Source organism: Dactylosporangium vinaceum (genome assembly GCF_019904175.1).
Lineage (GTDB): Bacteria > Actinomycetota > Actinomycetes > Mycobacteriales > Micromonosporaceae > Dactylosporangium > Dactylosporangium vinaceum.
On record NZ_CP061913.1, the window covers coordinates 911,350 to 933,438 of the forward strand.

Genomic DNA, 22,089 nt, shown 5'->3' on the forward strand with positions numbered 1-22,089 from the left:
CGAAGGAACGCCATGCATGAGTTCATGGTGGGGGTCGCAACCTCGATGGTTACCTCCGTCATCGCCGTGGCGCTGAGCTGGCTGCGCACCGCGGGTGGACGGCGTTGGCTGATGCGCAGGCTGTCGGTCATCTCCGACGCCGGGATTGACGAGGTGCACCGGCAGCAGCGACTCGCCGGCGCGAGGCTGCAGGCCGACCTCGAACGGGCGCGATGGGTCAAGGTCATGGCCGGCCGGGGCAACGAGATCACCCGCGAGACGTTCCAACCCATGTGGCGCGATGTCGGGGCGCGTATCGAGTCGGTGCAGGTGTTGCTGCCGCATCCGGATGCCGTCTGGCTGGACCGCCGTGCGCAGGAGATTGTCCGTCATGACCCCGGCTTCGGTGTAGAGCTGCTGCGATTTCAGGTCACCGCGAACGTCCACTACGTCGCAACTTACGCGACCCGCCTCGAGCGGGTCGAGCTGCGGCTGCACGATCTACCGCACACCGCTCGGCTGGTTGTCACCGACCGCGTCGCGTACCTGACGCCCTATGCTGCGCACCAGCACGCCCGCTCGTCGCCATGCCTGGTCTTCCGCAATCCGAGCCCGATGTACGACTACTGCCTGCGGCTCTTCGCGGTCGCCTGGGACTTCGGGGCACCGCCGGCACCAGAGATTACGCAGCGTGTTCATCTTGATGCGGCCGACCTGTGGCGCGGATTGCTCGATAGCACTCGGCCAGGAATCCGTCACACCAGGTAACGACGAAGATCCTAGCCTTCCGTGAAGCTACCGAACCTGTGACAGCAAGACGACCATCGGTAGCCGGGCGTGGCCAACGGACGTAATTTCCCTGCTGCGGGGGTCAAATCCGGACATGATATTGAGACGGAGACACGCGCAGATGATCCGAGTTCTTGGGAAATTTGAGATCGCCCCACTTGACGGCGCGCAACCGCCGCCACTGACCCCGAAGGCCCAGCAAGTGCTGGCGATGCTCGTCATGCGCGCGAACCGGCTGGTGCTCAACACCGACCTGGCGAAACTGTGGCCCTCGGCGCGCTCCGTCGAGACTCAGATCCACAAGTACACCGGGACGGTTCGTGCGTTGATCAAGGATCTTGACCTGGGCGATGTCGTCAACCATCACGGCCAGGGCTATGAACTGAAGGTCGCTGCGCAACTCGTCGATCTGCTCGTCTTCGAACGGCACGTTCTTACCGCCGACGCCGCCGCCAAGCAGCGCGACCATGACACCGAGCGGACCGAGCTCGCGGCGGCGGTCCGGCTGTGGAGCGGTACGAGGCTGTTCGGTGGCGTGGCCGACCACGTCATCGAGATCCTCGGCGACGCGCCCGAGCGCAGCCGGCGCCGGGCGCTGATCCGCCTCGCCGACCTTGAACTGGCCCGCGGTAACGGCGACGAGGTGCTGGAACAGCTTCGGGCCGAGTTCGACGCGGACCCCACCGATGGTCAGCTGTGCCGGCTGCTCATGATCGTCCTGTTCCGCACCGAGCATCCGCCGCCGGAGCCGCTCAAGGTGTTCGACCGTCACAAGGAGGTCCTGAACGAGCAGCTCGGCCGCACGCCCGACACGCAGTTGATCAAGCTCAGGTATGCGGTCGCATCCGGCGACGGCGCGGCCGTCGATGAGGTCTACGGGGCCCGGGCCAGCAGCGCTGCCGTCATCGGGCCCCCGAAGCAGCTCCCCCCGAAGCCGGCCGATTTCGTCGGCCGGGAACGTGAGACCGACCAGATTCGGTGGCTGCTCACCCCGCCGGCGAGCGATGCTCCGCCGGTCGTCGTGATCCCTGGGCCGCCCGGCATCGGTAAGACGACCTTGGCTCAGAAGGTCGGCCATGCCGTGGCCAGGCAGTTCCCTGATGGACAGATCTATTTGGAGCTCGGCGGCACGTCGGCTAGGCCCTTGCCGGCCGCCGAAGCGATGGCGCTGGTGCTCCACGCTTTGCACACGCCGAAGATCCCAGACGGCTACAAGCAGCGGCTCGACCTGTTCCGCACGACTATGGCCGAGCGGCGCGTCCTGCTGGTTCTCGACGATGCCGGCGACGAGCTCCAGGTGTCCGACCTCATCCCCGGCGGACCGGGCTCCGCAGTGCTCATCACATCGCGGAGCCGGCTGCCGGGCGTCGCGGGTGCGCACCACATCGCCGAACTGCAGCGGCTGTCGGTCGCTGACGCTGTACGGCAGTTTCAGTTGATCTTGCGCCGCTGCGAACCCAGCGCGCCGGCTGAGCTCGACGCCGAGCAGCGCATCGCCGGACTGTGCGACGGGCTGCCGCTCGCGGTGTACCTCGCCGCCATGCTGCGCTGCGGCCTGCCCGGGCGCAGCACCACGGATCTTGCCGATCAGATCGCCGCGCAGCCGATCGGGACGCTCGCCTGGCAAGGCAAGAGCGTCGCGCGATGCATCGGCGCCGGGCTCGAGCGGCACGGTCCGGAGGCTGTGCGGCTGTTCCTCGGTCTGGGCCTGACCGCGATCGAGGAATTCGGCCGCTGGAGCGCCGAGGCGATTCTCGGCACCGAGGTTGACCACGACGCGGCGCTGGACCAGCTCGTCCGGGCGGGCCTGCTTCGGGTCGTCACACCCGGCCGCTTCCGGTTCGACGCGCTCACCCGCGACTACGCCCGCCAGCGGGCCCAGGAGGAGCTGGACGACGCCACGTGCCGCAACATTCTCGAACGGGTCTACGGCGTGCTCGCCGCCTGCGCGAGACACGCGAACCGCGGGATCTACGGAGGCGACTTCGAGGTCATCCATCCGGACCGGCTGTTGCCGCAGGTGTCGTCGCGCACGCGCGGAGCTGTCGAGGTGGCACCGATGGTGTGGTTCGCGGCCGAACGGAGCAACCTGACCGCGGCGATCGCGCACACCGCAGCGATCGGCATGAGTGAGCTGTGCTGGGACCTGAGTCTCACCGCGCACGAATACCACAACGTCACAGGCCACCTCGCCGACTGGGTTCCGACGCACGTAACGGCCCTGGATGCCGCCGTGGCCGCGGGCGACCGGCGAGGCGAGGCGGCGATGCTGATGATCCTGGGCCAGCCGTCGGTGCTCGACACCCGCTCGCCGGCAGTGACGGACGTGACGGCCATGCGGCGCGCGGTCGCCTATTTCCGGCAGGAGCACGACCCGCACGGCCTGGCGATCGCGCTGCGCACGCTCGGCAACCATTTGCGTCGCGGCGGCCGGTTCGATGCGGCGATCGAAGCCTTCACCGAATCGTCGCAGTACTTCGAGCAGGTCGGCGATGCGGTCGGCCAATGGCAGTCCCGGCGTTACATCGGCCAGTGTCACCTTGACCGCGGCGACCTCGAGCAGGCGATGCAGTACCTCACCGATGCCGCCGACCGGGCCCGGGCGTTGGGCGAGGCGCGGCTGCGGGCCCAGAGCGCCTATTGGCTCGGCCGAGCTCAGCTGGCCAGGGGCCTCCGGCAGCGGGCAAACGAGCACTTCCAGTACGTCAAAGCGACAGTCGGTGTCGATCCCATCGGCAGCGCTCGGGCGTTGCACGGCCTCGGCGACATCGCCGCGCTGGACGGCGAACCAGCGGCTGCCCGGCAGTACTTCACCACCGCGCTGACGATGGCGCACAACCACGGCGGAGACGCTGTCCTGGAGGGGCGGATCCATTTGTCGCTGGCCGATTTGGTGTCACAGCCCAGAGAACGGGCCGAGCACCTGCAGCGGGCAGTCGACTGCTTCGACGCCGGCCACGCGGGCTACCTCTGCGACCAGGCAAAGGCGAAGCTCCGGTCGTGAGCCCACGGGTCCGCTACGGATGCGTTCAGATCCGGGTGGGCCGGCGGGGCACCGGTAGGTCACAGGCAGAGCAGTGGTAGCAGAGCCGCCGAGACTGGGTCGCAGACACCTCGTGAACGTGGCGTCCCTCGATCTGCGCGAAAGGTCTCCGCATGCGCTGCACGCTCCTGCGACTGGTCTGCGCCGTGCTCGTGGCGCTGACGCTCACTGCCTGCGATCCGGTCAATGCTGGCACCGAGCCCGGTGGCAATGCATCCTCCGCGGGCAAGCCCTCCGCTGCGAACGGAACGCCCACCGGGCGGCCGCCGTCGCCTTCCGCGGCCGCTGCGAACAGCGCGGTGCCGAAGAGTTATGAGCACGACCTCGACGTCGCGTTCGCGACCGTCGTCGAGTTCTGGAAGGAGCGTTTCGCCGAGGACGGGCGTACCTTCCGGCCGGTGTCGCGAATCGTGCCGTACACCAGCGGCAACGGTCCTAAGTGCGGCCAGGAGAAGCTCGGCGCCCGCAACGCGGCCTACTGCGGCGGCGGCCCGAACGACTTCATCGGCTATGACACCGCCTGGCTGCGGACGCAGTGGCAGCAGATCGGCGACACGTTCGTCTACTTCCTGGTCGGCCATGAATACGCCCACGCCGCACAGCTGCAACTCGACCTGAGTTCCTCGTACACCATCCAACACGAGCTGCAGGCCGACTGTTTCGCCGGCGCCTACCTCGGCACTTCGGTGGACGAGCACCGGCTCACGCTCGACGACGGCGACCTGGAAGAACTGTTCAACGGCATCGCCACGGTCGGTGACGGCGAGGGTGTCGGCTGGCTGGATGCCGGGGCGCACGGCGCCGCGCTGGAACGGCGAGCCGCCTTCTTCGCCGGCTACTTCACCTCCGCCGGCACCTGCACCACCAAATTCTGAGCCGCCTGACCCCGACGCGTATCAGGAGTAAACGTGAGCAGATCGGAGGTGACCCGCCAGTGGACGGCTCGCCCGGCCCCGCCCGTGCCGTACCGGCCCCATCAGCGGCTCGCGGACTGGTTTCACGGATTTCGGGACGGCCACAAGCATCTGCCCGTGGTCGTCGCCGATGGGGAGCCGGTCACGGATCCGGTCGTGACAACCCCGACGATCGCCGCGCTCAGGCATCGGGCAGCCGACCAGATCGAGGCGGAGCGGCTGCTCTTCCTAGGGCAGCGGCAGGCCTTGGCCGCCGCTGAGCAGGAGGCCGCCGCCGACCTCGGTGCGGCTCGCCGGCGACTCGACGAAGCCACGCTGAAGCTCGACCAGTCGAGCGTGCCGCTGGATGACAAGGATCTGCTGGAGCGTCGCACCGCCGAGGGAGACCGAAGCGACGCGCTGGTCCGGCAGCGCCGGCTCGCCGAGCACACCAAGGCTGCCGCCAAGGCGCTGCGGGAGCACGCGAATGCGTCGAAGGAGCACGATCGGCTGGTGCAGCAGCTCGGTGAGCTGCAGGCGACGCTGCCCCTGCTGCACGACGTCGCCGCTTCCCGGGTGCGGCGCATCAACGAGCATGCGCTGCGGCGCATCAACGCCTACTGGCGGCAGCTCGTGCTGTCGCACCCGGACGGCCCTCGGCTCAACACCGAGCTGGCCGTGGCCGGACCGGATCTGCCCGACTGGGCGCGTGATCGACCGCTCCCTCCTGGAGGTGCCTGAGATGGCCCGTTTCGCCATACCCACCTCGATCCAGCTGCTGATCACCCGGCTGTTCAGCCGGGCCATGCTGGTGCCGCTGCCCGAGCCGGTCGCGTTCGCGCCCACGCCGGTCGACCTCGAACCGTTCCGCGCCGAGCTGGAACGGATGGTCGGCGGGCTGGCCCCGGAGGCCGTCGACGAGGCAACCGGCCATGTCCTGGACAACTTGATCAACACGTGGGCCGAGCGATGGATCGCCGACCTGGTCTCGGAGCACGCGGCCTATCGCGTCGCCGTCGAACGACACTTGGCGCTCGCCGATGCGTTGCTGGCGCGGCAGGTCGTGCTCAGCCATCACCGGTACCGCGCGCTGGTGGACCTGAACCGCGCATACGAGGCAGCCAAGGAAGCGCTCGAAACACCAGGAACGAGGCACTGACGTGACTCTGCAGCCCGACCCTCGACCCTCAGGGAGGACCGGTCGGCCCGGCGACGGTTACGACGACCCGACACTCGTCGCCGGTCGTTCCCGCGGGGCACTGGTGCACATCGGTGCCCTGCTACTGGCTGCGGCGGCCGACGTCGGCGCCTTCTACCAGGTCGTGGCGATCGCGATGGGTGACGAGACGGAAGAGCCCTACGTGGTTGCCGTCGTGCTCGGCTTCACCGCCACCGTGCTGTTCCTGGCGCACGTTGCAGGCACGATGCTGCGTGACCGCAAAGCTGGTCTGACATGGGTCCGCGGCTTCGTCGCCTGGATCTGCCTAGTGGTCTGGTTCGGACTCGGATGCACCGCGTTCTACGTGCGGCTCACCGCCGAGAACGACACGGGTCCGGTCATCCGGACCGACGACGCGCCTGCTGCCGCCGATGTGCCCGGCCTGCACGTCACGCCGACCGCGGTGATGCTTGCCGCGCTGTACCTCGGCACCGGGTTGGTAGCGGCGGTCGGCGCTTACCTGTCGCACAACCGGGCGTACGCGGCGTTCCGGCAGGCTCGCCGCAAGCAGGCCCGGGCCGCTGGACAGGCCGCCACGGGTGCGCTGGCATTCGAGCTGGCCACCGGCAACCGGCGCCTGCAGGAGACGCTGCGCGCCGCGGCCGACGGGACCTTCGCCGAAGAGCGCTACCGGCGCTGGGCGATGGCCGAGGAGCTCAAGCAGTACGCCCGGGTCGTGATCGCGCAGCGAGCCGCGGACCCTGCGCTCACCGATGCCCTGTTCGAACCGGATCGCAATCCGTTCCAGCCGCCGCCATCCCGGCCTTCGCTGCCCTGACCGCGACAGAAGGAGTCCTTGCCATGAAACACCCACTGCAGCGCTGGGCGATTGCGGGCTTCGTGCTGATTGCCCTGTTGATGCCCACCGCCGGTTGCGATGCGTCGAAGGCGGCCCAGCCGGCCAAACCCTCCGCGCAAGACGGTGGGGGCGGTGGCGACAGGCCGTGCCCCACCGATCCCGCCCCGGTCGCCATCGCGCTCGGCGCCCGCGCCAACAGCGCCGCCCCGGCGTTGCCGCAGGCCGTGCACGACCAGCTGGAACGCAGCATGCGCGAGGGCAAGGCGATCACCGTGTTGCGGGTGGATGGCGCACCGAGCCGTGTGCTGGCCCAGTCGTTCACGTCGGAGGCAAAGACGAAGGCGAAGATCAAGAAGGACACTGACGCTTTCGTGGCGGGCATGTTCGCCGAGTTCGAGAAGGTCCGTGCGAAGGAGCCACAGGCCGACCCCCTGCAAGCCCTGAGCCTCGCGGGGCAGGCCGCGGGTGAGGGCGGCACCGTGGTGCTGGTGGACTCCGGACTGCAAACAAAAGAGCCCCTGGACTTCCGCAACGGTCTGCTCAGTGCCGATCCGGCGGAGGTCGTCCAGTTCTTGAAAGACAACCGGCAGCTGCCGACCCTGCAGGGTCGTAACGTCCTGCTGGGCGGGCTCGCCGCCACGGTGGCTCCCCAACCGGCACTCGATCAGTCCTCGCACGACCGGGTCATCGAGCTGTGGCGAGCGATCGCCACCGCGGCCGGTGCAGCGTGTGTGTCGGTGTTCGACGGTTCCAGCGCGGCCAAGGCGGCGAGCGGCGACCTGCCGCCGGTAGCCGAGGTGATTCCGCCCGCCAAGCCGATATTTGTCCCCTGCGGGCAGACGACGCTCGCCAACGACGGGTGGGTGGGATTCAAGCCAGACGAGGCGGAGTTCGTCAACCGCGACGCGGCCCGTCAGGAGTTGAGCAAGCTGGCTGATCTGATGCTGAAGGGCCGGCAGCACGCCGAACTGATCGGCACAACCGCTACCGACGGCACCCGGGAGGGCAGGCTGAGACTGTCGGTCCAGCGAGCCGAAGTGGTGAAGAGTGTGCTGGTCGAGCTCGGTGTGCCGGCGGATCGGATCACGACAGGCGGCGTCGGCAACGAGTGGCCGGGCCGGGAACCCGACATTGACGGTCAGGGTCATCTGATGCCCGGGCCGGCCGCGCGGAATCGGACGGTCGTCGTCAAGCTCACCTGCCCGTCGACGCGGTAGGCCGCAGTGCGACCCGTACGGTACGGACTGTTCGCCCGGCTCGCCGACTGGTATCACGGCTGGCGGGACGGCACGGCCGCCATACCGGCGAAGGTGCCGGGCAGGGGGCCGCACCGGGTCACCACGTCGCATCGTGAGGTGCTGATCCGCCGCGCGCAGGAGGCGTTCGATCACGAGTACCTCATGCTGTTGCGCCGCCGCCGGGAAGCGACCGAACTGGCCCAGCGTGCCCGTGAGGCGGAGCTCGGCTGCCGCGATCGCCTGGCCCGGGCCGACCGGGAGGTCGCTGCGCAGTCGGTGCCCCTGACGTCGGAGCAGCTCAACGCCCGGCGTCCCGGCGAGGAACGCCACGGCGAGACGCTCGTGCGACTGCGGCGGCGGCGTGAGCAACGCCGTCTCCGGGCGGTCGCACTCACCGGAGCACAGGCCGCGCAGCGGGAGTTGGTCGCGGCCCGGGAGCGCCTCGCGGCCGCGATCGAGGCTGAGGAACGGCACCTGGACGCGGCCCGAGTCCGGGTGCGCCGAATCCACGAACACACGCACCGGCGGCTCGCCACATATCGGCGCCGGCTGGTGCGGTCCCACCCGCAATCGGAATGGGTCAACTCCGTGCTCGGTGTGCTCGATCCCAGCGTGCCCGGCTGGGCGCTGCCGATCCTGCTCAACGGCGAGACGGTGCCCGGACAAATGCCGGCCCGACCGCTGCCGCCGGACGACCCGATCGAGGAGGAGCAGCCGAGCCCCACCCTCATTCCGCTGCAGGCGTCTTCGATCACCTTCGGCTCCGCAACTCCGCCGTCCGACGTCCGTGTCACCGGCTACGGTGTGGCGGCGCGGCACTTCACGCTGACACGTGAGCCGGAGGGCGTCCGACTGCGCGACCACGGGCACGGGCACGGGCCCTATGTCGACGGCCGCCCGGTCCGTTCGGTGCTGCTGCGGCCGGGCGAGCACTTCGACTTCGTCGACCGCCGTTACCGGATCACCGACGACGGCGCGGCGGTGGCGGTCACCGCGCTCGGCCGGTGCCGACTCGTGGTCCACGACCTGAGTTCACCCGGCCGGCTGGCCCACATGTCGTTCGTGCAGCGCGAGGGGACCCTGGTGGCGATCATCGGGCCGTCCGGCGCGGGTAAGTCATCCTTGTTCAAGGCGTTGCTGGGTGAGATCGACGTGGCCCGATCCGCGGGTTCGCTGTATTTCCGCGGGCTCGATCTGCGCCAATACGCTGAGCAGATCCGCACGATGCTCGGCTACGTGCCGCAGGACGACGCGATGTATCACACGCTGACCGTCCGTGGCCTGCTTCGATATGCCGATCGTCTACGCTCTGCAGTCGCGGCTCACCACGGCGACCGGGACCGCCGGATCGAGCGGATCTGTGCCGGCCTGGATCTGACGGGACACCTCGACCGGCTGGTCAGCACGCTGTCCGGCGGACAGCGCAAGCGGGTGTCGATCGCGATGGAGATGTTGTCGGAGCCCGACCTGCTCATGCTCGACGAGCCGACCTCCGGCCTCGATGCCCACCGCGATCGCGAGGTCATGCGGTCGCTGCGGGACTACGCGGCGGGCGGCCGGACCGTCATCGTCATCACTCATGCCCCGGAACATCTGCACCTCGCGGACCTGGTGCTGGTGCTCGCCCGGGACGGTCTTCCGATCTATTACGGTCCACCACGCAGTGAGCGGCGAGCCCTGGGTGTCGGCTCATACGCCGACCTCATGCAGCTGTTGGCGGGACCTGCTGCTGAGCCGCTGGCGGCCGCATACCAGCAGGGGCAGGCTGTCGGTGAGGCGAGCCGGGAGGCTGCCGACGCGGCGGCGGCACTGCCGGACACGGCCCGTGCGATCCGGCGGCCCTGGCCCGGCCTGGCCGCGGCCCGGCAGCTGCCGGTGCTGATCCATCGGCAGTTCGTCCTAATCCGAAGTCAGGGCCTGACCCGCAACCGGGGCGAGGCGACCCGTCGCGACCGGTTGCGGGCGGTGCTGGTCGCCGCCGCCCCGCTCGTCATCGCGGCGGTCGGTGCTTGGCTCGCCGCGCTCGTCACCGGCGCCGACGGGCTCGGCGTGCCGACCGGGGACAAGGAGCCCGGGCTGACCGCAATCAGCCTGCTGACCACGCTGTCCATGCTCAACGGGCAGGCCCTGACCTATAGCAACCTGGTCACCGAGTACGAAATCATCCGCCGGGAGCACCGGACCGGGCTGAGCGTGCCGGCGTTGCTGACCGCCAAGTTTCTGGTGTTCGCCGCCATTGCGATGCTGCAGGCCGCACTGGTGACGGTGGTCTTTCTGCAATTCCGTCCAGGCCCCGCCCATCAGCTCGCTGCAACCGGCGGTGTTGAGCTCTTCGCCGGGCTGGCCGCGCTGACCATGGCGTCGATGACGCTGGGCCTGCTGATCTCGGCCGTTGCCCGGCGCTCGGAACAGGCGGTGGCATTGACGACCGTCGCTGCAATTGCGCAGATCACGCTCAACGGCATCACCTCGGACATGTCCGGCAATCGGCTGCTCAGCAGCCTCGCGGTGGTGCTGCCGGACCGATGGGGCCTCGCCGCGGTGGCTGCGTCCAGCGACCTGCGATCGATTGCGAGGCTCACCGCGCCTCACGACGAGCTGTGGCGCCACACCTCCGGTCAGTGGCTGTTCGACCTGGCCGTCCTCGGCCTGCTGACGGTCGCCTGTTTCGCCGCGGCCGTCACCGTCCTGCGCCGCCGTCTTCGCCGCCCAAGCTGACGCGTCGCCTGTTCACGTCCGACATCGAGGAGTTGCAGTGGAAGCTCACCGTACGACAGCCGTCCGCGCCGACTCCGGTGCGGGACGGGCATCATGGCGGGACTGCCAGGCCGCAGCCAGGGCGGTCCGCGAGGCGGAGTTCGGTGACGAGGCGCTCAGCGTCGTCCGGCCGCGAGGCGTGCTAGGCATCTTCCGGGCACGGGCCCCGCTGGCGGTGATGCTCTACGCCGCCAGCCGGGACGGGCGGCTGGTGTGGCGAAGCCCCGGCGCGTTTGCCCTCCTACGGCCGCCGACTGACAAGGCGATGCGGCGTCCACCCGGGCTGCGCCCTGCGCTGCTGCGCCTGGTGGATCGGCGATGGGACTTCCTCGCGATGGCGCTACCGCCCGGTATCGCGCTGCTGAGCACGCTGATCCTGGCGCTGTCAGTGGACGTGGTCGGCCGGACTGCTGTGATCATCGTTGGGCTGCCGCTCGCCCTCCTCGCCGCGTTGTACCTGGCGATCCTCATGACGCTGATGCTGGTGATCGCGGTCCGGCGGACGTACCGCGACTTCCGGCACCCGCAGCGTCCGCGCGACGTTGCTCTGGCCGATCTGTTGCCGTCGTACCGGTGGTCGATGATCCTGTGCCATCAGGAGGATCCGCAGCACGCGGAGGAGTTGTTGCGGGCCGTCGACCGGCACTTCGGCCGGCTGCTGGTCGGCGAGGCGCGGCGAGTCGGCGACGAGATCGGGGTCACCATGCTCGGCGCGACCGCAGCCGCGACGCTGGTGTGTATCAGTGCGGGGATCACGACCGGGCCGATGCGTGGACGGGTAGCCCGCTGGTCCGGTGGCGACATCGTCGACGCGGCGACGCTGCGGGTCACCGCGAAGCGGTCCCGCCGCTTGTTTCCGCAGTTCGACCGGGGGGCATTCGCGTTCTGGTATCTGGGCGGCGTCACCGCACTGCTGGCGCTGATGGCGACGCTCGTGCCGGACTGGGAACGCGATACGTGCGGCGCGGCCGACTGCGCGGGCCGGCCCACGTCATACCTGGAAGCACTGCACTGGCTTATGCAGCGGCTCTTCTTCACGGATCCGGAGGGCCTGTCGCCCAAATCGTACGAGGCCTGGACGGTCGGCTGGACGGTCAGCCTGCTCACCCCCGTGGGCGTGCTCGTCCTGATCGCGGCCGCCTTCCGATTCCGCAGAGCGAGGAAGACCGACATGGAGCTGAACGAGGCTGCAGAGGCTGTCCTGCACCAGACGACTACCGTTCTGCTGCTGGTCGCCACACCAATCGAGCGGACCGCTGTGCTCGCAGCCGTCCGGGCGGCTAACGACACCGAACCCGAAGTCCGTTTCGTGCAGAGCCAGACCGTGTTGAATCTGGGCAGGATCTCAGGCGCTGAGATCCTGCTGGTGCAGACCGGCCCAGGCGCTGTCGGGCCGAGTGCGGCCGCGATCACCGCCGCGGCGCTGATCCAGAACGTCTCGCCTGACTACATCATCCTCACCGGCCTGTGCTTCGGCCTGCGCCCCGAACGGCAGGCTCTCGGCAACGTCGTGGTCAGTGCCCAGATGCGCGCAATCGACCATCGCAAGGTTCTCGACGGGATCGACGGCACTCAGCAGACGCTCATCCGGGGCGATCTGGTCTCCGCATCGACCCGTCTAACCCAGAGCTTCGCGGCTCTCGAATACAACTTCACCTGCACCACCGTGCACCACGGCACGATGCTGTCCTCGAGCACGTTGGTCAACTCGGAACAACTGGTCGACGAGCTCCTCCGGATCGATCCGGAGGCCCAGGGTGGCGAGATGGAGGGCGCCGGGGTCTACGCGGCGGCGGCGCCTGAGAAGACCGACTGGATCATTGTGAAGGGGATCTGCGACTGGGGGCACGACAAGACCGACGACGCGCAACGGCTCGCCGCCGACAACGCCGCCGCATTCGTCGTTCACGTCATCAAGCACGGCGCTCTCGACAACGCTCCGGTCGGAGGGGCGCAACGGCGGTAGGCGGGCGGTAGCCGGGAGCGTGAGACTGCCAGCAGAGTGCGCGGTCCTCGTGCCCCCAGACTTCGAAGGAGCGAAGCATGAACCGTGCCGTGTCGCATCGCCGAGTGACGGCCGCGCTCGTCTGCGCAACGCTGCTCGCGATCCCCGGCTGTGCCGACGGGCCGGACAAGCCGGACAAGCCGGGTGCCGCACCGCCGTCCGTGGCCGCATCGACTGCGGCCACGGACGGCTCGTCGACCATTGCGCCGTCGGCGACTGCCAGCAGTATCGACACCAGCGTTCCGGACGTCGTCGCCCGGCGGCTGCCGGAGGCGGAAGAGCTGCTCCGGCGGCACGGCTTCCTCGCCATCCGCACCGTCGACGCCACCGGGCAGGGCCGAACGGTGCTCGAGAAGAACAACTGGGTCGTGCGGACCCAGATACCGGCGGCCGGCGCCCCGGCGTCGCCCGGCCTGACCGTGCAGCTCAAAGTGGCGAAGCCGACCGATGAACAGGCTGAGGGTACGGTTGTCAAAGGGGTTGTACCGAACGTGGTCTGCAAGGATCTGCAGTCCGCGCAGGACGCGTTGCGCGCTGCGGGCTTCTACGTCCTCACTCCCCACGACGGACTCGGCCAGGGCCGTATCGCACTTGTCGATCGCAACTGGGTGGTGGTCGGACAGTCGGTTGAGCCAGGCACGGCGCCAGACCTCAAGACTCACATCGAGCTGACGGTCGTCAAATACGGCGAGCCCGTCGGCAACTCCGGCTGCAAGTCCTGACCCGGCAGCGTTCTTCACCCGTCGTCGGGTCGTAGCCCGTCCCTCAGGCACGGCAACGGCAGAAATTCGATATCAGCACATCAGACGGCCCGACCGCGAACGCGCGGCCGGGCCGTCGATATGTCCGGAGGCGACGCAACCCCATATAAACGTCTACTTGACATAAATGCTGAGCGGATTTAATGTCGTAGTGACACAAAAATCCGATGGAACATCCGGATCGTGTCGAGCGCCAACCCCGGAGGCCGGCCACCTCCGGTCCAGGAAGAGCCCGGGTCTGCACCGGTTCCGGCACGTACCGATCATCCTGTAGGAGAGGAACATCACCATGCGCAAGCTTCTGCTCGGCCTGTTCATCGCGGCCGCCGTCCCTGTGGGGGCGACTGTCGCCGCATCGCTCGCCACTCCGCCCGGCGCGAACGCGACAGTCAATCTGGCGACCAGTCCGCCGGCCTGCCCGATGGGCACCAACTGGGACTCCGTGCTCCAGCGCTGCCGCTGACGATTCTGCCGCCAAAATGGTTGGCGGCCCGCATTGACGACAGGAACCGGGCGGGTCAGCGCTGGCCCGCCCGGTTCAACTGCTTTCCGGCTCGCCCAGCTCGAGCGGGCGGGGTGCATCGAAGCCGGAATCCGGTAGTCGTATGGCATAAAACCGGAAGCCTCCGGCGCAACACTGGCCGTGACAAGCCAGGTCGAACCGGCGAAACGGCCCGGCACAACCCACCCTTCGATTTGCGGGACATCCGTGCGGCGTCGCCGCCGTCATCAATAGGAGGCGGCCGACCGGTGAGCCGCCGCCCGACCCGGCCCAACGTTGTAACCCCCGCGCCTACGGGGGCGCGGCGGACGTCTGGTCGTCGACACGGATCGGTCCGAGTCGGCGCCGTGTGTCCGCCGCAGACGGCGGCCGGATTTGGCTGATCGGCTGCACTTGCTTCGGATAGCGGCGCGGCGCTCGTCTCCGTCGATACGGTGCAGCACATCAGCAGGTCGCGACCTGTCCATCAATGTCCAGACAAAACAGTTCGAGGTGCACGAGACCGTGTCGCTCCCCATTGCGCCCAGCGACAGATCCGAGGGGTCCGAGTATCCGGTGGTTGGGTCGACGACTCTGTTGCCGGCCACCCGGCGATGGCTGCTGCTGCCACCTCGGCGCAGTGTCGGCGACCTGCCGCCGCGCCCGGCCGGCTCCGTGCTTGTCTTCCAGACAGACGGGCGCTTCGTCGTCGCGCCGAGCGGCGCCGGCATGCTGAAGTCCGAAATAGCCGTTCATGCCGAGGCGGCCGTCGTGATCTCGACCCGCCGGGAGATGGTGCCGGCCATCGTGCCGCTGCCGTCGACGTCTCGTGACTGCATCGTGCTCGAGGTCGGCTTCAGCTGTCGTGTGCTGGATCCGATTTCTGTGCTCGAAGCGGGCTGCTTCGACGCCCGGCCACAGCTGGAGAGCTATCTGCTCGACGACGATGTGCTGCGGATGCTGGGCGCGCGCGACGATGTCGCGGCGAACCCCGAGGTCGCCAAGCGCATCCTGGCCCGGATCTTCGCCCGGATGGAACTGGAGCCGCCCGAACTGCCCGGCATCTCGGCCGTAGTCGTGGGCACTCGCGTGAAGATCCAGGCCGAGATACCGCAGCAGCGACGCGCTTCCGAGGACTACTACCTCCACCAAGACGAAACTGACCGGCTCGGCGCCAGCGCGTCGTTCGGGCCGGTCGGCGGCGATTTCGACAGTTCCCTGCCGGGCGACGGCTTCTGACGTCGCCCCGACCTCCGGCTTTGGGAAGGCAACGAACCCATGACTGATGACACCTTGCCGATCGACGAACAGCCGCCCCCTGCTCCCGGCGTAGCTGCGCACGAGATGACTGGACACGAGGAACTCGGCGCAGATGCTGCAGAGGCGCCGCCGCGCTGGGGTCCCGGTCGGCTGCTTCGGCTGTGCACGGGCGTGGACGAGTCCGTGCTGAGTGGCATTGCCAGCGAACGTCCGCGGTACACCGCGATGGGCGGCGTGGTGTTCGGCACCGCGGCCATGGCGATGGGGTCCATGACGTACGCGCTGATGTGCGTCTTCGACGGCTTCCGCCTCTTCACCGTTGGCGTCGTGATCGTCTGGGGTCTGTTCATCCTCAGCCTCGACCGCTGGATGATGGCCGGCGGGCCCATTCGGGGCGGATCCGGCGCCTGGCGCAAGGTCGTGCCGCGACTCATGCTGTCAATAGCACTTGGCGTTATCGTCGCCGAGCCCTTGCTGCTGGGTGTTTTTCACACGGCGATCCAGGAGCGGGTCGATCGCGATCGAGCCACGGAGATCACCGACCGTGAAAGCAAGCTGCGCGACTGCAATCCGACGCCGGGCACACCGGATGCCACCAGCCCGGCAGTAACCGGGCCGGCCTGCGACGGTTACCGGCTGGTCATCGACGGCTCGCCGGAGTCGATCCAGCAGGAGCTCACCGCGACCGAGGCCAGCGAGAAGAGCATGCGGGCGAACTTCGACGCCGATGCGAAGACCCACGCGGACCTGCAGGAGAAGGCCCGGCTGGAGTGCAACGGCACTCCCGGGGCCGGTCTCACCGGCAACTATGGCGAAGGGGTGAACTGCAAGCGGCTGCGCAAGGAGGCTGACGACTTCTACGCGGCTCACCAAATGGCGGAGAACAATCAGCGCCTCAACCAGCTTACCGACAAGATCAAGAAGCTCAACGAGGACCTGGCGAATGCTCGGCAACACTACGCGGACAACCGCAACGTGGCGATCGGTAAAGAGCTGGACAAGATTCGCGCCCGGCACAAGGGAGTGGGCCTGCTGGAGCGCTTCGCAGCCCTCCACGACCTGGTGGGCGAGGATAGTTACGTCCAGGCCGCGCAGTGGGGGCTGCGCATCTTCCTGATCGTCGTCGACATGCTGCCGGTGCTGCTCAAGGCGTTCACCGGTGAGACACCCTACGACCGTGTCGTCGCCGAGCACGTCCGCCGACGCGAGGAGCTGGAGAAAGAGCGCACCAAGACACGCCTGCTCCAGCAGCGCAACGTCGAGACCTACCGGCGTCGCCGCAGCGATCTGCAGGGGCACGCCTGGCGCCGCACGCTCAGCCAGGAACTGCGCGTCCAGCTCGGCCGGGTTGACGCCGACCGGCAGGAGATGCTGGCCGCGCGCGAGCGGCTCCTGCTGCGGGCCGCCCTCGGGCCGGCGATCGCGCCGGAGGACCCCGAGGACACGCAAGAGCTGATTATCGAGCCCACGCCCGGAGGTGACCGGTGAACAGCGTTCCTCGGGCCGGCGCCATGGTGCTGCGGTACTACATGGTCTACATCGTGCTCGACGCCTCCCTGTCGATGCGCATCGACCTGCGCACTGGGGAGGTGGACCCCGAGGATCTGCGCAATACCCCGCTGGGCCAGTTCACCGGGTTGCTGGTGCCTATGCTGTTCCAGCTCGCGGAGAATCCGGTGGTCAACTCGCTGATCTCGGTCGGCGTTGTCGCGTTCAACGATCGCGCCGAGGCGCTGCGTGACATGAGCACCCTGACCAGGCCGAGCGTCATAAGATCTCCGAGTCGCGGCCGGAGCACCGACTACGCCGCGGTGCTGCGGCATCTTGTGGACCACCACGGCCCGGACGCGGCCCGGGTCCGCCAGGAGCGGAAGCGGCCGGAGGCGGTGATCACGACCGCCCGCCCATGGGTCTTCTTCGTCACCGACGGCCGCCCCTACGCCAATGGGCGCGATCAGAACATCGACGAGTGGATGCCCCATCGTGAGGCCTTGACCGGTGGCGACATCAAAGCGCGGATCGTCACGATCGGTCTGCGGGGCGCCCACGAGGATACGCTGTGGCGCCTCGCAACGGGCGGCGACGGACCCACCCGCAACGCCTTCATCGCGCGGCAGGACGCAGATCCGGCCGCCTTGTCCAGCAGCGTGGTCAAGGCGATCCGGCACAGCATCACCCGTTCGCTGAGCTCCGGCGGTTCGGGCACGGTGCTGTTCGAAGTGCCCGAGGGCATGCGTCGCATCGACGGAGGTCGCCGTGACTGATCGGCCCCTCGTCATCGTGGCCCTGCTCATCGGACTCATCGTGCTGTTGGTCGTCGTCGCCATGCGCCGGGGGTTACTGAGCAGCCGAGTCGCGGCGGTTCCGGCGCCGCCCGCCCGCGTCTCGCTGCGCCGGCCACGGGCATCACGTCCGCCGCGCGGCCTGTACCGGGCGGTGCGACGGCTTGCGCGCCTCCGATTCCGGCTGCGGCCGGCGCCGGACCAGGACCGCCTCACCGCTCCCCTGATCATCAGCGACCAGCACCTGGATCTCCCCGAACCGGGGCTGGGTGCCGGGGCGCTGGTGGGCTGCACCGGTCACAGCGCCTGGTTCCGGGGCGGATGCACGCCGCGCGAGCCCGCCGCCGGTCTCGTCGTGCGTGGCGCGGTGCTTCGGGGGCTCAGTCACGCGGTCGACGGCACCGTCGGCCAGGACGCGTCAGGCGCGCTGTGGCATCAGCGTTCGGGCTCGCTCTATCTGGCCGTGGCCGACGGCGTCGGCTCTCTGCCCGATTCGGCTCGGGCCGCATATACGGCCGTGCGGTCTGTGCTGCAGGAGGCGCCTGCGCGCCCGGGACATGTGAATCTGGCCGAACACGCTCCGCAGCTGTTCGCTCGAGTCGGGCAGGCCGTCAGCGGGAGTCTGCCGGGGGGTGAGACGGGCGCCCCGACTGGAGCGACAACGCTGCTGCTGGCCGAGATCCGCCCGGTACTCGGCGGTGCTTTGGCGGTCGTGTGCGGCGTTGGTGACTCCGAGGCCTGGCTCCTCGACGGCGACGGCTGGCGCCCCATCCATCACGAGCGGGACGGCGGCGGCGAGGAGAACAGCACCCGTCAGTTGCCCCGGCATCCCGAGCCGAAGACCTACTCCTTCGAGGTCGCCAGCGGCTCGGTGGTACTGCTGGCAACGGACGGGTTCGCCGGCGCAATCGGCACCCGCCGATCGCCGTTGGCGCGGGAGTTGCAGCACCGCTGGACCAGCGTTCCGACGCCGCTGGAGTTCGTCACCCATGTCGACTTCGTCGACGAGTACTGGATCGACGACCGGACGGCGGTGGCGGTATGGGTCCGGTGACAGCCATGGCCGGTGATACCGACGTGCGCGCCCTGGTCATCACTGCGCGGGACGCCTACAGCGGCGGCAACTCGTCACTGCACAGCTGCTCGCTCCGCGGTCGTCCGATGCTGTTCAAAGAATATTCAAGGGAACACCTGGGCCGGGTGGATCCGGATGCCCTGGGCGGCCTCGTCGCGTGGCGGGGGCGTCTCGAGCCAGGCGACCGCAGCTACCTCGACCAGGTGGCCGCCTGGCCGCTGCATCGGGTAACCGGCGAGCGCGGCCGCCTGCTCGGCGTGCTGGTGCCGGCCGCATCCCCGCGGTTCATGCAGAAGCTCTCGTGGGACCGTCGCGCGCCGCGCACCATTGGCAGGCTGACCCGGCGCACCGAGCTCGGTAACGTCCGGGCCGGAGCGACGCCCGCGGTGAAGCGGATGGCTGTCGGGCGAGTCGCCGAGATCGTCCTGTGGCTCCACCGGTTCGGCGTGATCGTCAACGACCTTCAGACGGAGAACATCCTGAGCACGGCCGACGGGAGCGCCATCTACCTGCTCGACTGCGATGCGATGATCGGCCCCTGGGGAGCGGTGTGCCCGCCGCAGGCCCCGCCGTACATGCGCGAGGTCGTGCCGGACGCCGACAATCCGACCGCCACGACCGACCTGGCCCGTCTCTCCTGGGTGGCGATCGGACTGCTGCTCGACGCCGTGGCCAATGTCATCACGGTCTCGCCGGACGCGTTGCGCGGATTGGACGGCGGCGATCAGTATGGCGAGTTGCTGATTCGGACCGCTGGCGCCAAGGGCGGCGTCGCACCGCCGGTCGCGCAGTGGCACGAACTGACTGCGGCCTGGACCGGAGCGGAACACCGGCCGACTCCCACCGAACCATCGCCGCAGCCGCAGCCGCAGCCGCAGCCGCAGCCGCAGCCGCAGCCTCCGGCTGAGGAGGCACCGCGCCCGGCGCTACATGCCGAGCCGGTGCTGGCCGGCGACGTGCTCGCTCCGCCTCCGATCACCCCGCCGATACGGCACTATCACCGGATGCGTCGCCCGCGCATGCACGAATGGCTCCCGGCTCGCTTCCAAGACACAGCTGCCCGCTCGGCCGGACCGGCCACTGCCCGGTCCGATCCATGGCGCGCCCCACTCCTCGACGCGCCACCGCCGGCGACTCGGGCCAAGGCGCCCGGGCGGCGCCTACTGATCATCGGGGCTGTTGCCGCGCTGACCGCGCTGTTCGCCATCGCAGACCTGCTGCTGGAGGTGCGCCCGTGAGCGAGCTGCGGGTACGGGTCGACGGGAACGAGCTACGGCTCTCCGACACCACACCGCATCCGATCCGGGCGGAGAACGGACGGCTGCGCGTCGGCGAGACCGCGGACAGCGAAGGCTTCGGATACCTCGTGTTCGAAATCACCGCCTGGTTCCTATACACGACCACCGGCCGCCGCCCGGCCGGGCTGCAACTCAACGGCCGGCCGGTTACTCGTCTCGCCGAGCCGCTCGATGACGACGACGAGTTGACGATCGCCGACCACCCCGCCCAGCACACGCCGGCCCGACCCTCCGGGCAATCGAAAGGTCCCGGCCGCATCGGGCCGGGCCGGAAGCCGGAAGCGGCCACGCCGAAGCGAAACTCCCGGCCGCGCACACTGACGATCGGGCGGGCGGGCACGGGGGCTGACATCGAGATCGCCGATCCGTCCGTGCGGACCGAGCACGCCTATCTCGAAGTGGACAAGGCCGGTCGCTGGTGGATCCGAGAGGGCGCGGGCCGGTTGTTCGTCGACGGCAAGCGGGTGATGACGGCGGTCGCCGATGTCGGCACCGTCTTCGTCGTCGGCCAGACGGCGCTCACCGTCGGCCCGAACCTGCTCAGTGGCGGCGTGGTCGGCCCCGAGCGGACAGCGCCCGCCGCCAGCGCCTCCAGCCCGGCGCCCGCGCTGCAGATCAGTGCCGGCCGCGGCCTGGCCATCGATCTTGACGGCGTTACGGTGGTCCGCAAGGGCAACACGCTGCTCGATGACGTGAGCCTGCACGTCGGTGCCGGCGAGGTGGTCGCGGTTGTCGGGCCTTCCGGTGCCGGCAAGTCGTCACTCGTGAAGGTGCTGCTCGGTGAGCACCAGCCGGACCGTGGCGTGGTCCGCATCGGTGGCGCCGAGGCGGCAGGACGCCATCAGGTCCGGTACGTGCCCCAAGCCGACGACCTCTACGACACGCTGACCGTCGCCGAGACGCTGACCTTCGCGGCCGGCTTCCGCGCAACGCCCGACGCCCGACCCGAAGAGATCGGCAAACGGGTCGACCTGGTGCTGGGGTGGCTCAGCCTCGCCGAGCGGCGCAATGACCAGATCGCGACGCTGTCCGGCGGCCAGCGCCGGCGGGTATCGATCGGGTTGGAGCTCGTCGGGGAGCCGCAGTTGCTGCTGCTCGACGAACCTACCAGCGGGCTGGACCTGGGCAAGGACCGCGACATCATGATGCGCCTGCAGAACATCAGCCGCTCCCTACACTGCACCGTCGTGGTGGTCACGCACTCGGTCACGCATCTGGAATACGTGGACAAGCTCGTCGTGATGGGTCGCGGGGGGCTGCTGCGCTACGCGGGACCACCGGCCGCGCCGCAGGACGAGGGCTACGCGTCATGGGCCGACTGGATGGTCGACCTGGATGCCGCGCCGATCCGCCGGCCCGTGACCGGAGCGCGGCCGGCGGCGCGCCGATCGATGCATCCGGCCGCTCCACCCGCGCTCAGCGGCCGGGGATTTGCGCAGGCACTGCTCCGTGAGACGCGCCTCGTTATCCGTCGCGGCCGCAAGTCACTCAGTGGGCTTGTCGCTTTGCCGTTCTTCGGCGCGCTCCTGGCGGCGTTCGCTTCCGGTGACGGCCTACGGCCGGGTCCCGACATGGCGCAGGTGCTGTCGATCCTGACCACGGTCGCGGCGCTGACCGGGGCTGCGCTGACGTATCTGCAGCTCGTGCATGAGCGGGCGGTTCTGCAACGCGACTGGCGGGTCGGGATCTCGGCGGGCCGGCTCGTCAGCGCAAAGGCGTTCGTCTACGGTGCCGTCAGCCTGATCTGCGCCGCGCTTGTCACCGCCACCTTCCTGACATTGCGTCCCGGACCACCGTCCGCCTTCGGCATCAGCCCGGTGCTGGCGTTGTTCGGGGCGATGGCATTGACCATGATGTCGTCGATGGGTCTGGGCCTGCTGATCTCGTCTTTCGCCCGCACACTCGAGCAGGCGGTCACGCTGAACACCATGCTGGCCGTGGTCCAGGTCGCACTGAACGGAGCGCTGTTCGCGGTGCCGATCTGGTGCACCTGGTTCCTGCCGTCCCGTCTCGGGCTCGGCCTGATCGCCGCCTATGCGGACCTCAACGCTGTGCGGCCCAGCCCTCTGTACCACGATCCGCTATGGGCCCATGGTGCCGTGGTGATGCCACTGGCTGTCCTGGGCATGTCGCTCATCGCCGGGTGGTCGGTCGTCGGCGCCGCGGCCAAGACCGAAAGGGGCTGGCGTGGCTGACCGGTCCGCACGTCC

At 69.0% G+C, this 22,089-nt stretch carries 17 protein-coding genes; all 17 read left to right on the forward strand.

The genetic code is table 11. From position 1 onward, the window contains the following. Nucleotides 1-12: 12 nt before the first annotated feature. The 17 genes from Dvina_RS04250 to Dvina_RS04330 all read left to right on the forward strand — a co-directional run bounded on the left by Dvina_RS04250 (nucleotide 13) and on the right by Dvina_RS04330 (nucleotide 22,074). Nucleotides 13-747 (forward strand): hypothetical protein, encoded by a 735-nt coding sequence (locus Dvina_RS04250; RefSeq protein WP_223101053.1) that lies wholly within the window; start codon nucleotides 13-15, stop codon nucleotides 745-747. Between the two features lie 142 nt (nucleotides 748-889). Further along, the gene (locus tag Dvina_RS04255) at nucleotides 890-3,772 is read left to right on the forward strand and encodes an AfsR/SARP family transcriptional regulator (protein ID WP_223101054.1); all 2,883 of its coding nucleotides are present in this window, start codon (nucleotides 890-892) and stop codon (nucleotides 3,770-3,772) included. A 185-nt stretch (nucleotides 3,773-3,957) separates the two neighbouring features. Further along, complete coding sequence (locus tag Dvina_RS04260; protein ID WP_223101055.1) at nucleotides 3,958-4,686, forward strand: neutral zinc metallopeptidase; 729 nt, start codon at nucleotides 3,958-3,960, stop codon at nucleotides 4,684-4,686. A gap of 48 nt (nucleotides 4,687-4,734) precedes the next feature. Beyond that, the gene (locus Dvina_RS04265; RefSeq protein ID WP_223101056.1) at nucleotides 4,735-5,445 is read left to right on the forward strand and encodes a hypothetical protein; all 711 of its coding nucleotides are present in this window, start codon (nucleotides 4,735-4,737) and stop codon (nucleotides 5,443-5,445) included. A gap of 1 nt (nucleotide 5,446) precedes the next feature. After that, nucleotides 5,447-5,863, forward strand: a complete 417-nt coding sequence (locus Dvina_RS04270; RefSeq protein ID WP_223101057.1) for a hypothetical protein — start codon at nucleotides 5,447-5,449, stop codon at nucleotides 5,861-5,863. Nucleotides 5,864-6,026: 163 nt separating this feature from the next. Further along, entirely contained in the window at nucleotides 6,027-6,701 is a 675-nt protein-coding gene (locus tag Dvina_RS04275; RefSeq protein WP_223101058.1) for a hypothetical protein, read from the forward strand. 23 nt (nucleotides 6,702-6,724) lie between these two features. Beyond that, on the forward strand, nucleotides 6,725-7,939 hold the full coding sequence (locus Dvina_RS04280) for an OmpA family protein (protein ID WP_223101059.1): 1,215 nt from the start codon (nucleotides 6,725-6,727) through the stop codon (nucleotides 7,937-7,939). Between the two features lie 138 nt (nucleotides 7,940-8,077). Next, entirely contained in the window at nucleotides 8,078-10,678 is a 2,601-nt protein-coding gene (locus Dvina_RS04285; RefSeq protein ID WP_223101060.1) for an ATP-binding cassette domain-containing protein, read from the forward strand. Between the two features lie 37 nt (nucleotides 10,679-10,715). After that, nucleotides 10,716-12,683, forward strand: a complete 1,968-nt coding sequence (locus Dvina_RS04290) for a 5'-methylthioadenosine/S-adenosylhomocysteine nucleosidase family protein (protein ID WP_223101061.1) — start codon at nucleotides 10,716-10,718, stop codon at nucleotides 12,681-12,683. Between the two features lie 77 nt (nucleotides 12,684-12,760). Then, nucleotides 12,761-13,444, forward strand: coding sequence for a PASTA domain-containing protein (locus Dvina_RS04295; RefSeq protein WP_223101062.1), 684 nt, complete (start codon nucleotides 12,761-12,763; stop codon nucleotides 13,442-13,444). A gap of 328 nt (nucleotides 13,445-13,772) precedes the next feature. Continuing rightward, nucleotides 13,773-13,946 carry a hypothetical protein gene (locus Dvina_RS04300; protein WP_223101063.1) on the forward strand — a complete coding sequence of 58 codons (174 nt, stop codon included), beginning with the start codon at nucleotides 13,773-13,775 and terminating at the stop codon, nucleotides 13,944-13,946. A 531-nt stretch (nucleotides 13,947-14,477) separates the two neighbouring features. Beyond that, entirely contained in the window at nucleotides 14,478-15,203 is a 726-nt protein-coding gene (locus Dvina_RS04305; RefSeq protein ID WP_223101064.1) for a hypothetical protein, read from the forward strand. 39 nt (nucleotides 15,204-15,242) lie between these two features. Next, nucleotides 15,243-16,712 (forward strand): DUF4407 domain-containing protein, encoded by a 1,470-nt coding sequence (locus tag Dvina_RS04310; RefSeq protein ID WP_223101065.1) that lies wholly within the window; start codon nucleotides 15,243-15,245, stop codon nucleotides 16,710-16,712. Beyond that, nucleotides 16,709-17,488 carry a vWA domain-containing protein gene (locus Dvina_RS04315; RefSeq protein ID WP_223101066.1) on the forward strand — a complete coding sequence of 260 codons (780 nt, stop codon included), beginning with the start codon at nucleotides 16,709-16,711 and terminating at the stop codon, nucleotides 17,486-17,488. Before Dvina_RS04310 ends, Dvina_RS04315 begins: the two co-directional genes overlap by 4 nt. Beyond that, entirely contained in the window at nucleotides 17,481-18,560 is a 1,080-nt protein-coding gene (locus tag Dvina_RS04320; RefSeq protein WP_223101067.1) for a protein phosphatase 2C domain-containing protein, read from the forward strand. Before Dvina_RS04315 ends, Dvina_RS04320 begins: the two co-directional genes overlap by 8 nt. 5 nt (nucleotides 18,561-18,565) lie before the next feature. Continuing rightward, on the forward strand, nucleotides 18,566-19,819 hold the full coding sequence (locus tag Dvina_RS04325) for a hypothetical protein (RefSeq protein ID WP_223101068.1): 1,254 nt from the start codon (nucleotides 18,566-18,568) through the stop codon (nucleotides 19,817-19,819). Then, the gene (locus Dvina_RS04330; RefSeq protein ID WP_223101069.1) at nucleotides 19,816-22,074 is read left to right on the forward strand and encodes an ATP-binding cassette domain-containing protein; all 2,259 of its coding nucleotides are present in this window, start codon (nucleotides 19,816-19,818) and stop codon (nucleotides 22,072-22,074) included. Before Dvina_RS04325 ends, Dvina_RS04330 begins: the two co-directional genes overlap by 4 nt. Nucleotides 22,075-22,089: the final 15 nt, after the last annotated feature.

Excerpts from the sequence above, each read along its gene's own strand:
- Dvina_RS04270 (WP_223101057.1), top strand. The coding sequence starts at position 5,447 with ATGGCCCGTTTCGCCATACCCACCTCGATCCAGCTGCTGATCACCCGG.
- Dvina_RS04250 (WP_223101053.1), top strand. The coding sequence starts at position 13 with ATGCATGAGTTCATGGTGGGGGTCGCAACCTCGATGGTTACCTCCGTC.
- Dvina_RS04255 (WP_223101054.1), top strand. The coding sequence starts at position 890 with ATGATCCGAGTTCTTGGGAAATTTGAGATCGCCCCACTTGACGGCGCG.
- Dvina_RS04280 (WP_223101059.1), top strand. The coding sequence starts at position 6,725 with ATGAAACACCCACTGCAGCGCTGGGCGATTGCGGGCTTCGTGCTGATT.
- Dvina_RS04325 (WP_223101068.1), top strand. The coding sequence starts at position 18,566 with ATGGCCGGTGATACCGACGTGCGCGCCCTGGTCATCACTGCGCGGGAC.
- Dvina_RS04300 (WP_223101063.1), top strand. The coding sequence starts at position 13,773 with ATGCGCAAGCTTCTGCTCGGCCTGTTCATCGCGGCCGCCGTCCCTGTG.
- Dvina_RS04295 (WP_223101062.1), top strand. The coding sequence starts at position 12,761 with ATGAACCGTGCCGTGTCGCATCGCCGAGTGACGGCCGCGCTCGTCTGC.
- Dvina_RS04310 (WP_223101065.1), top strand. The coding sequence starts at position 15,243 with ATGACTGATGACACCTTGCCGATCGACGAACAGCCGCCCCCTGCTCCC.